General features: G+C 44.4%; 12 protein-coding genes, 1 other RNA gene and 1 other annotated feature. Of the genes, 2 read left to right on the top strand and 11 right to left on the bottom strand.

The window, feature by feature from the left end:
* Positions 1-8: 8 nt before the first annotated feature.
* The 4 genes from J7I96_RS15090 to J7I96_RS15075 all read right to left on the bottom strand — a co-directional run bounded on the left by J7I96_RS15090 (position 9) and on the right by J7I96_RS15075 (position 4,309).
* On the bottom strand, positions 9-887 hold the full coding sequence (locus J7I96_RS15090; protein ID WP_034308761.1) for a branched-chain amino acid ABC transporter permease: 879 nt from the start codon (positions 885-887) through the stop codon (positions 9-11).
* Positions 888-963: 76 nt separating this feature from the next.
* On the bottom strand, positions 964-2,151 hold the full coding sequence (locus J7I96_RS15085) for an ABC transporter substrate-binding protein (protein ID WP_214773409.1): 1,188 nt from the start codon (positions 2,149-2,151) through the stop codon (positions 964-966).
* 178 nt (positions 2,152-2,329) lie between these two features.
* A complete protein-coding gene (locus tag J7I96_RS15080; protein WP_214925036.1) occupies positions 2,330-3,091 on the bottom strand; it encodes a tRNA threonylcarbamoyladenosine dehydratase in 762 nt (253 codons plus the stop codon).
* 111 nt (positions 3,092-3,202) lie between these two features.
* Entirely contained in the window at positions 3,203-4,309 is a 1,107-nt protein-coding gene (locus tag J7I96_RS15075) for a M20 family metallopeptidase (protein WP_214773407.1), read from the bottom strand.
* A 189-nt stretch (positions 4,310-4,498) separates the two neighbouring features.
* On the opposite strand from J7I96_RS15075, the gene J7I96_RS15070 reads away from it, so the two are divergent.
* Entirely contained in the window at positions 4,499-4,666 is a 168-nt protein-coding gene (locus tag J7I96_RS15070) for a hypothetical protein (protein WP_215048088.1), read from the top strand.
* Here J7I96_RS15070 and J7I96_RS15065 read toward each other — a convergent pair.
* From J7I96_RS15065 to J7I96_RS15045, 5 genes are all read right to left on the bottom strand, one after another.
* Complete coding sequence (locus J7I96_RS15065; RefSeq protein WP_311315242.1) at positions 4,652-5,512, bottom strand: NERD domain-containing protein; 861 nt, start codon at positions 5,510-5,512, stop codon at positions 4,652-4,654. The genes J7I96_RS15070 and J7I96_RS15065 overlap by 15 nt on opposite strands.
* Before the next feature lie 461 nt (positions 5,513-5,973).
* Positions 5,974-6,159: non-coding RNA, 6S RNA (gene ssrS, locus J7I96_RS15060), on the bottom strand.
* An 86-nt stretch (positions 6,160-6,245) separates the two neighbouring features.
* On the bottom strand, positions 6,246-8,015 hold the full coding sequence (gene aspS, locus J7I96_RS15055; protein ID WP_048683760.1) for an aspartate--tRNA ligase: 1,770 nt from the start codon (positions 8,013-8,015) through the stop codon (positions 6,246-6,248).
* A 12-nt stretch (positions 8,016-8,027) separates the two neighbouring features.
* Entirely contained in the window at positions 8,028-9,299 is a 1,272-nt protein-coding gene (hisS, locus tag J7I96_RS15050; protein WP_214773404.1) for a histidine--tRNA ligase, read from the bottom strand.
* 100 nt (positions 9,300-9,399) lie between these two features.
* Positions 9,400-9,636 (bottom strand) — a binding site (T-box leader).
* Between the two features lie 79 nt (positions 9,637-9,715).
* On the bottom strand, positions 9,716-9,889 hold the full coding sequence (locus J7I96_RS15045) for a hypothetical protein (RefSeq protein ID WP_034308777.1): 174 nt from the start codon (positions 9,887-9,889) through the stop codon (positions 9,716-9,718).
* Positions 9,890-10,018: 129 nt separating this feature from the next.
* Between J7I96_RS15045 and J7I96_RS15040 the strand changes: the two genes are divergently transcribed.
* Complete coding sequence (locus J7I96_RS15040) at positions 10,019-11,788, top strand: N-acetylmuramoyl-L-alanine amidase family protein (RefSeq protein ID WP_214773403.1); 1,770 nt, start codon at positions 10,019-10,021, stop codon at positions 11,786-11,788.
* Between the two features lie 63 nt (positions 11,789-11,851).
* Here J7I96_RS15040 and dtd read toward each other — a convergent pair whose 3' ends face one another.
* Positions 11,852-12,295, bottom strand: a complete 444-nt coding sequence (dtd, locus tag J7I96_RS15035; RefSeq protein ID WP_214773402.1) for a D-aminoacyl-tRNA deacylase — start codon at positions 12,293-12,295, stop codon at positions 11,852-11,854.
* Positions 12,296-12,310: 15 nt separating this feature from the next.
* Positions 12,311-14,509, bottom strand: coding sequence for a RelA/SpoT family protein (locus J7I96_RS15030; RefSeq protein WP_214773401.1), 2,199 nt, complete (start codon positions 14,507-14,509; stop codon positions 12,311-12,313).
* Positions 14,510-14,727: the final 218 nt, after the last annotated feature.

The following is a 14,727-nucleotide window of genomic DNA, read 5'->3' as shown; positions in this document are numbered from 1 at the left end:
TGTCTCCCCTATACTTTTTCTCTTTTATTTTTACCGAACAGTCCCTGCGGCAAGAAAATCAAAATCAAGATAAGTACGACGAAAGCCACTCCATCGCGCCATAATGAGTAACCGGCGGCACTGACCAAAGCCTCGATCACTCCAAGCAGCAGACCGCCGACCATCGCTCCCGGAATGATGCCGATGCCGCCCAAGACGGCTGCAACAAATGCTTTGAGGCCAGGAAGGACACCCATCAACGGTTCGATCTTTATATAGTAGATGCCAAAAATGACACCAGCTGCCCCTGCCAGGGCCGAACCTATGGCGAACGTAGCCGAAATCGTATTGTTCACATTTATTCCCATCAGCTTGGCCGCCTCGGAATCGAATGAAACGGCACGCATCGCTTTGCCGATTTTTGTTTTATGGACAACGAATTGCAGGATGATCATCAAAATGATGGATACGGATAGGATCAATATCGATTGACTGCTGATGGAAACCCCGAATATATCGAGTTTATCCATCGGAAGGACATTATTTGGATAGGCTTCCGGCTGGGCGCCCCGGATGTAAATCAGCCCATTTTCTATCAGAAGGGAAACACCGATGGCCGTTATCAAGGCCGCAATCCGTGTTGCATTACGAAGGGGTTTATAAGCAATGCGTTCAATTAAAACGCCAAAGATGGCACATGTGGCCATCGAAATCAATAAAGCCGGTATGAAGGATAAGTCCATTACGGTAATGGCGTAAAACCCCACAAATGAACCAACCATGAATACGTCACCATGGGCGAAATTTATGAGCTTGACGATTCCGTAAACCATCGTATAACCAAGCGCGATCAATGCATAAATGCTTCCGAGTGAAATGCCATTTACCAATTGCTGAATCAGTTCCATATTGCACTCTCCCCGTTAAGGTGTTTTTTAAGTGAATATAGAATAGGGGGGACTTGCCCCCTATCCACGTAAGGTATTATGGATTGATTTTTGTCTTGAATGTTTGTTTGCCATCCACATATTCCAAGATGGTCGCAGATTTGATCGGATCATGATTTTCATCAAGGTTCAGTGTTCCGGAAACTAATTGAAGATCTTTTACATCTTCCAGCGCTTGTCTGATTTTTTCAGGGGAAGCATCTCCAGATCTCTTGATGGCATCTGCCAGGTAGTACCCAGTGTCATAGCCAAGTGCTGCAAAAGCATCCGGTGTTTTATCGTATTCCTTTTCGAAGGCTGCAACGAAATCCTGGATTTTTGCATCTTCATCTTCCGGGGAATAGTGATTCGTAATATACGTATTCTTTAAAGCATCCGCTCCGGCAATTTCAACGACCTTCGGGGAATCCCAGCCGTCCCCGCCCATGAATGGAAGGTCCATGCCGTCTTCACGGGCCTGTTTTAGGATCAATCCGACTTCCTCATAATATCCAGGAAGGAATACGAACTCAGGTTTTGCCGATTTGATACGTGTCAATGTAGAACGGAAATCAGTATCTTTCGTTACATAAGCTTCTTCCGCCACGATTTTACCGCCCTTGGCAGTGAATGCTTCTTTAAAAGCCGCGGCCAATCCTTTAGAATAATCACTTGCGCTATCCACATAGATCGCAGCCGTCTTGGCCCCAATTTCGTCAGATGCAAAATTGGCTGCCACCGTACCTTGGAATGGGTCGATAAAGCAAGTTCTGAACACATAATCATTTAATTTTCCAGCTTTGTTGGTAATGTCGGGATTTGTTGCAGTTGGTGTGAGGAGAGGTACTTTATTATCTTGTGCGACTTGAACCTGTGCCAATGTATTCGTGCTTGTTGCAGATCCGACTACAGCCACAACCTTGTCCTGGCTGACTAACTTGATCGAACCGCTTGTAGCTTCTGCTGCATCAGATTTATTGTCAACCTTAACGATTTCAAGTTTTTTACCGTCGATGCCCTTTTTATTAATCTCATCGATGGCCAGTTTTAAACCATCGGCAGCCGATTGGCCGAATGATGCCGTTCCTCCGGATAATTCAAGGTTGGCCCCAATTTTAATGGTGTCACCCGATTTTGATGAACCCCCGCCTGAACTGCTAGTTTTCGAGTCGCCGCTGCAACCTGCCAGCGCCCCTGCAACCAATGAAAGTGATAGAAACACTCCTGCTAGCTTTTTCTTCTTCATTTGAAACCCCCTTGTTTTATATGTTCTCAGAATATTTAAATAAAAACAATATTCTGAAAATAGTTTATCTCATTCTTTCGACCCCGTCTATATGATATGGATAAAAAAGTTATTAAAAGGGAATATATGCTATTCGGCACAAAAAAACTGACCCATTATAGAGTCAGTTGATTTATTATCAATCGTTTACACGGCGAACTTCAATGTCTTTTAATAGATCATTGATCACCCAGCTTGCTGCAATTAAACCCGCAACGGATGGTACGAAAGCATTCGAAGACGGAGGCATTTGGGCTTTACGGATTTTTGCCTCATCATTGCCGACTTCTTTCCGCACATCCTCACGAATGACAATAGGGCTCTCGTCGGAAAAGACAACGGGAATTCCCTTTGTTATGCCCTCTTTACGCAATCTAGTACGAATGACCTTGGCTAGCGGATCGGTATGCGTTTTGGAGATATCGGCAATTTGAAAACGCGTCGGGTCCATCTTATTAGCGGCCCCCATGCTAGAAATCACCTTGATATTCCGTTTAAGGCATTCCTTCATCACATGCATTTTATAAATGACCGTATCCGATGCGTCAATGACATAGTCCAGACCATAGCTGAAGAATTCCTCAAATGTCTCTTCTGTATAGAACATTTTAAGAGCGATCACTTCGCAGTCAGGATTGATGTCTTGAATCCGACTTTTCATCAATTCCGCTTTCGGTTGACCGACTGTTGATAATAGAGCATGGATCTGCCTGTTTACATTTGTGATGTCGACATCGTCTTTATCCACAAGAATAATACGGCCTACCCCGGTGCGTGCCAATGCTTCGGCTGAAAATGAACCAACGCCTCCAACACCCAGGACGGCAACGGTCGTGTTTTTCAGAATATCGATTCCTTCCTTGCCAATTGCCAATTCATTACGTGAAAACTGATGCAGCATATATATTCAACTCCAATAAATTCTGTTCTTATTTAGCTTCCCAATTAACAATATATCATAAACATCATTTATGACAAGCGAAATATGAGCAGTCTAATCGGAATTAGTGTGCTAGGTCATTTTTGATAATTTTTGAATGACGGTTGCCAATAGGAGTGTCCTTTCCGTAAGGCTGGGGATTTCCAAATACTCCTCTTCACTATGTGCATTCCCTCCAATGGGCCCGAGTCCATCCACTGTCGCGATTCCCAAATCAGAAGTGATGGAAGCATCCGAACCTCCACCCGTGGCCGTATCCGTGATTTCGATGCCGATTTCCTTCCCAGCCTGCCGGATCGACTCTAAAAGCACGTTCGTTTTCTCATTCTTTTCCATGGGAGAGCGGTCCATTTTCCCGCTTAATGTCGTTTTCGTTCCTGGAATATAGGTTTCGGCACAGATTTTTTTCAGTTGCTTGAGGATGATGGCTTCCTGCCTTTTTTCCGAAATCCGCACATCGACGAAAGCAGCCGCATGGGAAGCGATCATATTGACAGCGGAGCCCCCTTCAATTTTGCCGACATTCACGCTGATTCCTTTCTGCAGATCATTCAATCGATGTAAGGCGATTACCTTATGGGCCAATTCTTCAATTGCACTTCGTCCCTTTTCCGGCTCGATCCCTGAATGGGCGGCCACCCCCGCAATATCCACTTTAAACTGACCGCAACCCCTTCTTGCCGTGACAAGCGAACCGTCCGTCCTTGCCGGTTCAAGAATTAGCGCAAACTTCTTATTGGCCGCTTTTTCCGATATGAGTGAAACAGATGACGGAGACCCGATCTCCTCATCACTATTAAGAATGATCTGGATATGCTTATAGCCTGTCTGCCCCGTCTGTTTCAGGCAAAGGATCGCATAAAAAAGCTCAACCAAACTTGACTTCATATCCGCCACACCAGGACCGTATGCCCGATTTCCCCTCACTTTGAAAGGACGTTTTTGCGCTGTGCCCTCCGGAAAAACCGTATCCATATGGGCAACGACCAGAATATGCGGTTGATGCGCATCACGATGCTGGATGACCAGCTGATTGCCATAATTCTGTTGCTCAACGGTATTCACAATAAAATCCAGACTTTCAAATTTGGTTTTTAAAATCGAGCCAATTTCATCAATACCCTTTTTCGTATGAGAACCACTATCTATATTCACTAGCCGCTCCACTAATTGAAGCATTTCCATCCTCTTAGCATACAATAAATCTTTCAAAGCCCTCACTACTTTCTATCCTTGGCTTCAATTGCTCAACCTTACTATAATTTACGAATCTATACTGCGGAGTGTTACTTAAATGGGAATATTTGAAGTTTATTCGCTGGTTTTTTGGGTGTTTTCTTTGAGTTTGGGGCCTGAGCTTGGGAAGTTGTGCAATTTACTCGTGAATTCGCGTCATTTACTCGTGATTTTGGCCTGTTTACTCGTGAGTTTGGCCGTTTACTCGTGAGTTTGCGTCATTTACTCGTGAGTTTGCGTCATTTACTCGTGAGTTTGCGTCATTTACTCGTGAATTTGGCCCGTTTACTCGTGAATTAATCCATTAAGTTTATAAGCTCTATTTTTAAATTGCCCCGAATAAGGCAATTCCAGTGCAGACAGCATCCGCTGCATGATATCAATTGAATCTATTTGTAAAAAGAGCCGTGCTTGTTTATTTGTTATATTGGGTTTTATGAGGAGAGCAAAATCGCGAAGAGTTTGAATGTGGGCATCTTTAGAGGCGTATGAACATTGACTGCATGTCCATTTGCCCCAGTGATAGTGCATATGGAGAGCAGCGCATTCAGGACATTGAACGCTTTTTAGCAGATCTTGCTCATCGATTTGATATAAATTGAGTATATCAGGATTAAGTGGAGTGTTTTTTTGCAGAATCGTGTTCGAAAGTCTAGTGCTCTGCCTTTGGGTTAATTGCTCGGAAGGATACTTTTTTTCAAGGGTATTGATTTTGGTGATGAGGGTTTCTTTTCCCGTGATTTTTTTGAAAATGGGGGTAAAACCTGGGGTAGTCCTGATGATCGTATTCGAGTTTGCGTTGGCAATTAACGTTTCAATCGGCAGCGAGGGGAATTTGTGAAAAGTAAGCCAATCATTTAATCGGGATTTTTGCACGTCGACCTGGATTAGCGGATCCAGATATGCCTGTTCCTGTCCGTCTTTTGAACGAATCAATTGGGGATAGGTACGGTCAAAATAGAGCGTTCCTGCAAAGTTTTTCACTTCAATGATGATACAGTAATTCCGGGTGATTATTAGGAAATCCATTTGAAAATAACGGCTCCCATCGTGGTCCAACCTCAAATCATGAAATACTCGATATTCTTTCGGAAGATTCTTCAACTCCTTTCCGATACTCCGCTCCCCGTTAAATCCTGTACGGATTTTTTCGGAAATCGTTCTTTATTCTTTCCTGTTTTGGATGATTTGCTGATAGCCTCCTGCTTAATGCCTCCAGTTTGAGCATTTTCATAGGCTTTTCACACGGTTTTAACATCCATACATCAACTCCTTCTCCTTTAGCTTCTTTATTATTCCCTTTTTTTCCTGCTAGGAACTGAAATCGTTTTACCGTACGTTTACTTTTTTTAATTCATGAAATTGTAGCTCACTCGTGAATTTCCGCTGTTTACTCGTGAATTCACGCCATTTACTCGTGAGTTTTCACTATTTACTCGTGAGTTCACGCCATTTACTCGTGAGTTCGCCATTTACTCGTGAGTTTACGCCATTTACTCGTGATTTCACGCTATTTACTCGTGAGTTTGCACCATTTACTCGTAAGTTAACTATTTTAATGCACAAAAAAACCCATGTTATTTAACATGAGTTGCTTTGTAAGGTGTAAGAGTCCCAATTGTGCCGTTTACGCCTTTGTTTTGAACCCGCTCTCCGCAGGTGGGTGCTCGGTTCCTCGCGTTTGTAAGTCCTCTTCGAGGGAGGCTTTTACGCGGCCAGGAAACTAGTGCTCCCGGTAACTATAAGTGTTCGGTCAAAACTTATAGGTTAAAGAACGAACACATCAGGACTCTTACTTGTTGAAAACATCATAGCATAATGCTTAACTCTATTTCAAGGAAAAACACATAGGTATTTTTTCATATTTTTCCCAAATGAATTATTTTTTAAGTGCAGCAAGCCTTAGGTTAAGTTCGGCCAATTGCTTGTCACTTACGGTACTCGGTGCGTCAACGAGCAGGTCGCTTGCGCTTGCTGTTTTCGGGAACGCGATGGTGTCGCGAAGGTTCGTGCGGCCTGCAAGCAGCATGACCATGCGGTCCAGTCCAAGGGCGATTCCGCCGTGTGGTGGCGTTCCGTATTCGAATGCATCCATTAGGAAGCCGAATTGTGCGTTTGCTTCTTCTTCGGAGAATCCAAGAACTTTGAACATTTTTTCCTGAACGTCGCGTTCGAATATCCGCAGTGATCCACCGCCAAGTTCGTAGCCGTTCAGGACAAGGTCATATGCTTGTGCACGGACGCTTGCTGGGTCTGATTCCAGTTTGTCCATGTCTTCACGGAATGGCATTGTGAATGGATGGTGTGCCGCATAGTAGCGTCCTTCTTCTTCGTCATATTCAAGTAATGGCCAGTCCGTCACCCATAGGAAGTTGAATTTGCTTTGATCGATTAAGCCTCTTTCTTTACCAAGCTTGATGCGAAGTGCTCCAAGTGCATCTGCGACTATGCCTTTCTTGTCCGCCACGAATAGGATTAAATCGCCCACTTCAGCTTCCAATTCAGATACTAATTGCTCTTGATCTTCTGCGAAGAATTTGGCGATTGGTCCTTTTACACCGTCTTCTTCAACTTTTAGCCATGCAAGGCCTTTAGCACCGTAAATCGCTGCAAATTCAGCCAAGCCATCAATGTCTTTACGGGAATAATCCGCATTTCCGTCCTTGACGACGATTGCCTTAACTTGACCGCCGCTTGCTACAGCACCGGTGAACACTTTGAAATCACTGTCTTTGACGATTTCGGAAACATCTTTAAGTTCCATTCCGAAACGCGTATCCGGTTTGTCGGAACCGTAACGGCTCATCGCTTCATTGTAAGTCATTCGAGGGAATGGAAGTGTTACGTCCAATCCTTTTACATCTTTCATCACTTTAGCCATCATGTTTTCTGCCGTGTTAATGATATCTTCTTGGCTCATGAAGCTTGTTTCAATATCGATTTGCGTGAATTCGGGCTGTCTGTCAGCACGTAAGTCTTCATCTCGGAAACAGCGGGCAATTTGATAATAACGTTCGAAACCGGATACCATCAATAGCTGCTTGAAGATTTGCGGTGATTGCGGAAGTGCATAGAACTCCCCTTCGTGCACGCGGCTAGGCACTAAATAATCACGTGCTCCTTCAGGTGTACTTTTTGTTAAGATAGGAGTTTCGATATCAAGGAAACCTTCACCGTCCAAGTAGTCACGGATCGCTTTTGTTGTTTTGTTGCGCATTTTCAATGTTTCGAACATCGCCGGACGACGCAGGTCCAGATAACGATATTTCAAGCGGATGTCTTCTGATACATCCGTTCTTTCATCAATGATGAATGGAGGGGTCTTTGCTTCGTTTAAAATTGTAACGTTTTCGGCTTGAACTTCGACGGTACCTGTTGTTACGTTCGGATTGAAGTTGGCTTCGTCACGTTTGATGACTGTCCCTTGGATATCAAGGACGTATTCATTACGGATTTTTTCGGCTGTGGCAAGCGCGTCTGCCGAAATGTCAGGATTGAAAACGACCTGGACGACTCCGCTTCTGTCACGTAGGTCGATAAAGATGACCCCGCCCAAATCCCTGCGTTTTTGTACCCATCCTTTTAATGTTACTTTTTCACCAATAGCTGCTTCTGTCACTTCACCATTGAAGTATGTTCTGCCAAACATGGTATTTCCCCCTTAAGCCTGTAGCTTTTTGAATTGTTCAACGAATGTTGCAAGATCCATTTGGACTTGTTCACCGGTTTCCATGAACTTTACATTGATTTTATTATTTGCCAATTCATCATCCCCAAGTGTCGCCACATATCTTGCTTCGAGGCGGTCGGCTGATTTGAATTGTGCTTTCACTTTACGGTCTTGATAGTCTTTTTCGACGGTAAAACCGGCATTCCGCAATTGATGGGCAAGTTTGACGGTATAATCCTTGGCTGTTTCACCTAGTGAGACAAGATAGCAGTCAATTCCCTTTTTGATCGGAAGCTCGATGTTTTCTGCTTGGAGGGCAGCAATCAGCCGTTCAATGCTAAGTCCAAAGCCGATTCCTGGTGTTTCCGGTCCGCCAAGTTCTTCAGCCAGCCCGTTATAACGGCCCCCGCCGCAAAGTGTAGTGATGGCGCCAAAGCCTTCTGCATCACTCATGATTTCAAATGCGGTATGATTATAGTAATCCAAGCCCCTCACTAGAGTCGGATCTTCGACGAATTCGATTTCCAAATCAGTTAAGTGCTGTTTCACCTTTTCGAAATAAGTACGGGATTCATCATTTAAATATTCAATGATGGAAGGAGCCGTGTTCATCAATTCGTGATCGTGGTCCTTTTTGCAATCCAGGATACGCAAAGGGTTTTTTTCGAGGCGGTTTTGACAATCGCCGCAAAACTCGCCGATGCGTGGTTCGAAATGTTTGATTAACGCATTGCGATGCGCTGTCCGGCTTTCCTTATCACCAAGGCTGTTGATGACAAGCTTCAGCTTTTTCAAACCAAGTTCCTTGTACAGGTTCATCGCAAGTGACAGAACCTCTGCATCGATTCCAGGATCCTTACTTCCTAAAGCTTCGATGCCGAATTGAACGAACTGGCGGAATCGACCTGCTTGCGGACGTTCGTAACGGAACATCGGTCCGATATAATAAAGCTTGACCGGTTGATTGGCCCACCCGAACATTTTGTTCTCGATATATGACCGTACAACCGATGCAGTGCCTTCCGGACGAAGGGTTAAGTTCCTTTCACCGCGATCTTGAAATGAATACATCTCTTTTTGAACGATATCGGTTGTATCGCCAACACCGCGTAAAAATAATTCCGTGTGCTCAAAAATCGGTGTGCGGATTTCTTTATATTGGTAACGGTGACAAATATCACGCGCTGTGTCCTCGATATACTGCCAAATTTCCGTTTGGCCAGGCAATAAATCCTGGGTACCTCTAGGAATCTGAATAGACATATGTGTTTCCTCCTTTAAAGCAAAGCGGCCTTTCTTATGACGGCACGCTATACTGATTTTTTCCAAACAAAAAACTCCCGCCCCTTGTAACGTATATGTTACAAGGGACGAGAGTTTGGATATCCCGTGGTGCCACCCTAGTTGAAGCACAAAAAAAGTGCTTCCGCTCAAAAACAGTTAACGCCTGTTTTACGTCCATCTCCTATTAAGTAAATCCGTTCGGAGTGAAGCCTACGGAGGGTTCTTTCATTAAGTCATCATGTGGAATGCTTTCAGCCTCGGCATTTCCTCTCTTTTCATGTGTTTCTTAATTACTCTTCTCCATCATTGGTTATTGCAGTAATAAGTCTGATATTTTATAATCATACGGACGTTAACATCAAATGTCAAGGCAGTCTGAGGATTTTTGTCGCATTTTACTGGTTCAAACGTTTTTTCAAATTTTTGATCGTCCGGACATTGACCCCGAATTCGGATGCCAATTCAACAAGGTTTGCGCTTTGTTCCTTTTGGATGAAATCGTGAAAATCGACACCCAGTACTTGATTGCCTCCGCTTAAGCTCGTTTGATCTTTTTCGCTGAATTTCATGTGGTTTCCCTCCTACAGTTATATAAGCTCTATTCTTTCCTAAAAAAAATGTTTTTTGCACAGGGAAAGAGGGAAATTTTCATTGAACGAGAATACATACATATAGACATTAAAAGGGAGAGACAACTTATGAAGAAGAAATCGGGTTTATTCGGCCTGACACTGATGCTGATATTCTCAGTGATTTTCCCCGTCCATCACGCTTTTGGAAAAGATGATGGGGAAAATATCGTGACGACCCAAGTGGTCAATGTCCGTGAAGGTGCAGGTCTCAGTTTCCCTATCGTAAAAAAACTGTCAAAAGGGGAATCGTATCCCATTCTTGATGAAGATGGCGACTGGATTGAAATCCGGATCGGCACCGGCAAAACGGGCTGGGTTGCCAATTGGTTAGTGGATAGACAAACAGGGTCTGATAACAATCAGGTCAAAAAGGGATCCGGACAAGGGACGATATCAGGCAGCTCCGTCCGTGTCCGAACAGGTCCCGGCACTACATTTCAAACGGTTGGGTCCTTGAGTAAAGGAACTTTTGTTGACATCATTGAAAAAAATGAGAATTGGATAAAGGTCAAAACGGCGGATATCGAAGGCTGGGTCTCTGCTGACTACATTACGCTTCCCTCCGTATCAGAAAAAGCAGCGAAGAAAGATTCAACCAAGGAAAAAAGAACGAATCAATCCGTGAAAACCGGAGTAACTTTGGTGGACCGGCTCAATGTCCGTTCGGAACCGTCAACAAGCAGTGCCGCACTCGGAAAGCTGAATAAAAATACGTCAGTGACCGTCTACAGGGTTGAAAATGAATGGGCTGAAATTGATTTCCAAGGAACCCGCGGTTGGGTAGCTGAACCTTACATACAGGTGAGCGAAGATCATGCTGATATGAAAGAGGACACGACAGGCGCTACTGCAAGGGTGACCGCCACGGGTTTAACTGTCAGGAATGAAGCCTCGCTCTCAAGCAAGGTCATCGGTTCGGTGAACAAGGATGAGACTTACGCCGTGCTCCAAACAAAGGGAAATATGACACAGATCCAGCTCACTGGTTCAAAAAAGGGCTGGGTAGTGAGTTGGTACCTGGAAAAAGAGAATGTCGAGCAAACGGCAAAGGAAAAAAGGGTTGATGTAAAAGGAAACAAGATTACCATCATTCATGATGGTACGATCCTTAGAAGTGAGCCGGATGGCAACTCGGGGATTGTAGGGCAAGCCAATGCAGGTGAAACGTTCACGGCATCAGGTATGGAAGGCGACTGGTATTCCATTAAACTAAAGGGCGGAAAAACTGCTTATGTGGCCGGATGGATCGTGACGATCGAAGGGAATGCCGAGCAGATTCAACGACCTGGCGTTGAGAAATACCTAAAGGATAAAACGATTGTGATCGATCCCGGCCATGGCGGCAGGGATAGCGGTACAATCGGGGTCGGTGGAACACTTGAGAAAAACCTGACGATGCGAACGGCAGAATTGCTGCGGGACAAACTTCAGGCGGCAGGAGCTAAAGTGATCCTGACCAGGAGCGGAAATACCTATGTTCCACTCCCTTCCCGGGTCAGTACTTCTCATATACATAACGCGGATGCTTTCATCAGCCTCCATTATGATAGCACCAAGGACCAGATCACCAGCGGGATAACCACATACTACTATCATGATTACCAGCGTGCGTTGGCGGCTACACTGGCCAATTCACTCGGTTCCACCATGCAGGTGCCCAATCGCGGATCCCGATACGGGAATTATCATGTTACCCGTGAAAATAAACGGGTAGCAACACTCATTGAACTAGGTTATTTAAGTAATCCAGTGGAAGAATTGACATTAACATCGAATGAGTATCAAGAAAAAATCACATCGGCCATCTATAATGGCTTGGCACGGTATTTTAAATAAGGACTAGAAAAGCCAGCTTCGCATCGAAGCTGGCTTTTCTACAAAAAAACCTGCCGCAGCAGGTCATTTTTTGCTTTCAAGTATTAATGTGACGGGACCGTCATTAGTAAGCTGAACATCCATCATGGCACCGAATTGACCTGTTTCCGTATGGACGCCTTTTTTGCGGAGTTCCTCGTTAAATGCTTCATATAATTCTTTCGCCTCTTCAGGACGGGCGGCGTCCATGAAGTTCGGTCGGCGGCCTTTACGGCAATCGCCGTATAAGGTGAATTGTGAAACGGATAAAATCGAACCTCCCACATCCAATAGTGAGTGGTTCATCTTTTCATTTTCGTCTTCAAATATCCTTAGATTGACAATCTTTTCGGCCAAATAGGCGGCGTCATCGATTGTATCTCCATGGGTGACACCAACCAACAGGACAAGACCGCTGTCGATTTGTCCGATTATTTGGTCTGCGACAACTACTTTTGCCGCTTTGGAACGTTGTAAAACAACACGCATGGCAATAAAGACTCCTTAGTTCATGATCCTTCTAACGGAATAAACATCTGAAATTTGTTTAATGCGGTCGACAACCTTTTGCAAATGGGCAATGTTATGAATATAAATCGACATGTGAATGGTCGCGACCTTATTCCTGTCGGATTTACCCGAGACCGCTGAAATGTTGGTCTTGGTTTCATTGACGGCTTGAAGAACTTCATTCAATAAGCCGCGACGGTCATAGCCGCTGATTTCAATTTCCACGATGTATTCCTTGCGTTCGTTAATCGTACTTTCCCATTCAACCGGTACAAGGCGATGATCGGCATCCCCGCTATCCAGGTTCGGGCAATCTTGCCTATGAACTGAAACGCCGCGGCCTTTGGTTATATAACCAACGATTTCATCCCCTGGTACTGGGTTGCAACAGCGTGATAAGCGGATAAGCAGGTTATCAATCCCTGGTACCTGTACGCCCGAGTCACGTTTTTTAGATGTATTGGAGAAGGTTTTCAGATCGGCTACCGCTTCAGAAATATCCGCTTCTTGCTCGACCATTTTCTGCTTACGCCATTTTTCGGTAAGGCGGTTAGCTACCTGAAGGGCTGTTATTCCGTTATATCCGACTGCTGCATACATATCCTCTTCATTCAGGAAATTGAATTTATCCGCAACACGCCTGATATTCTCCGCAGCCAGGATTTCCTTCAGGTCGAACTCCATATCCTTGATTTCCTTTTCAACAAGCTCTTTGCCTTTTTCGATATTTTCTTCCCGGCGCTGCTTCTTGAAAAATTGGCGGATCTTATTTTTCGCTTGAGATGTTTGCGTCAGTTTAAGCCAATCCTGACTTGGACCATATGAATGCTTCGATGTTAAGATTTCTATGATATCGCCAGTTTTCAGTTTATAATCCAGCGGTACCATTTTCCCGTTCACTTTGGCACCAATCGTTTTGTTTCCGATTTCCGAATGAATCCGGTAAGCGAAATCAATCGGGTTGGATCCTGATGGCAATTCGATGACATCTCCTTTTGGAGTGAAAATGAATACCATATCAGAAAAAAGATCTATTTTAAGGGATTCCATGAATTCCTCGGCATTAGTCGCATCATCCTGGAATTCAAGAATTTCCCGGAACCATGTCAATTTTTCTTCCAGTGAAGGCTGTTCACCGACATCTTTTCCCTCTTTATAAGCCCAGTGCGCAGCAACCCCGAACTCGGCAATGCGATGCATATCGGAAGTACGGATCTGCACTTCCAGCGGATCGCCTTTCGGTCCGATCACCGTCGTATGGAGCGATTGATACATATTCGGCTTCGGCATCGCGATATAGTCTTTGAATCGGCCAGGCATCGGCTTCCAGCATGTATGGATGATCCCTAAAACGGCATAGCAATCTTTTATGCTATTGACAACGATCCGAACGGCAAGCAAATCATAAATTTCACTGAACTGTTTATTCTGCAAAGCCATTTTGCGATAAATGCTGTAAATATGTTTCGGCCTGCCGGACAGGTCAGCCTTAATGTTGACTTCCTCAACGTTTTTACGCACTTCATCTATGACTTCTTCCAGATAGTTTTCACGTTCTGCACGCTTTTTCTTCATCAGGTTGACGATTCGGTAATACTGCTGAGGATTCAAATACCTTAGTGCAGTATCTTCGAGTTCCCATTTAATCGTGCTGATCCCGAGACGATGGGCCAGCGGTGCGAAGATTTCCAACGTCTCGTTCGATATCCTTCTCTGCTTTTCCTGCGGCAGATGCTTCAATGTCCGCATATTATGCAGCCTGTCCGCAAGCTTGATCAAGATGACCCGTATATCCTGGGCCATCGCCACGAACATTTTCCGATGGTTTTCCGCCTGCTGCTCCTGCTGTGATTTGTATTTGATTTTCCCTAACTTGGTCACGCCATCCACAAGCATGGCGACTTCAGGACTGAAATTTTCTTCAATATCCTTCAAAGTGACCTCCGTGTCTTCAACAACATCATGTAAAAAACCTGCCGCAATGGTTGCAGGGTCCATTTCAAGATCAGCCAGAATGCCCGCCACTTGAATCGGATGAATAATATACGGCTCTCCCGATTTACGGAATTGTTCTCGGTGAGCATACTCTGCATACTTAAACGCTCTATGAATAAATTCAGCTTCTTCCGGCTGAAGATATAAGCTGGCCCGTTCTACAACCTGCTCGGCAGTCAATATTTGATCATTAGCCATTTAATCACCTTAACCCCACTTTAACTGCCACCGGATATGATCCGGATTGAGTATGATTGGTAGCACTTCCCTTTATTCTGCAAAACGTGACAATTTTTGCGAAAAAAAATAAATCCGCTTAAACGGATAAAAGTGCAAATAAACTTATTAGCAGAAAAACTCTTTATTATTACTATTATCGAAAAAAAAGGCAAGGATGTAAAGGGTTAAACGTGTAT

Origin of the sequence: Bacillus sp. ISL-78 (genome assembly GCF_018613455.1) — a bacterium.
Classification (GTDB): Bacteria; Bacillota; Bacilli; order Bacillales; family DSM-1321; genus Peribacillus; species Peribacillus frigoritolerans.
Note: the sequence above shows the minus strand (reverse complement) of the source record. Positions and strands in the feature narration are given on the sequence as shown.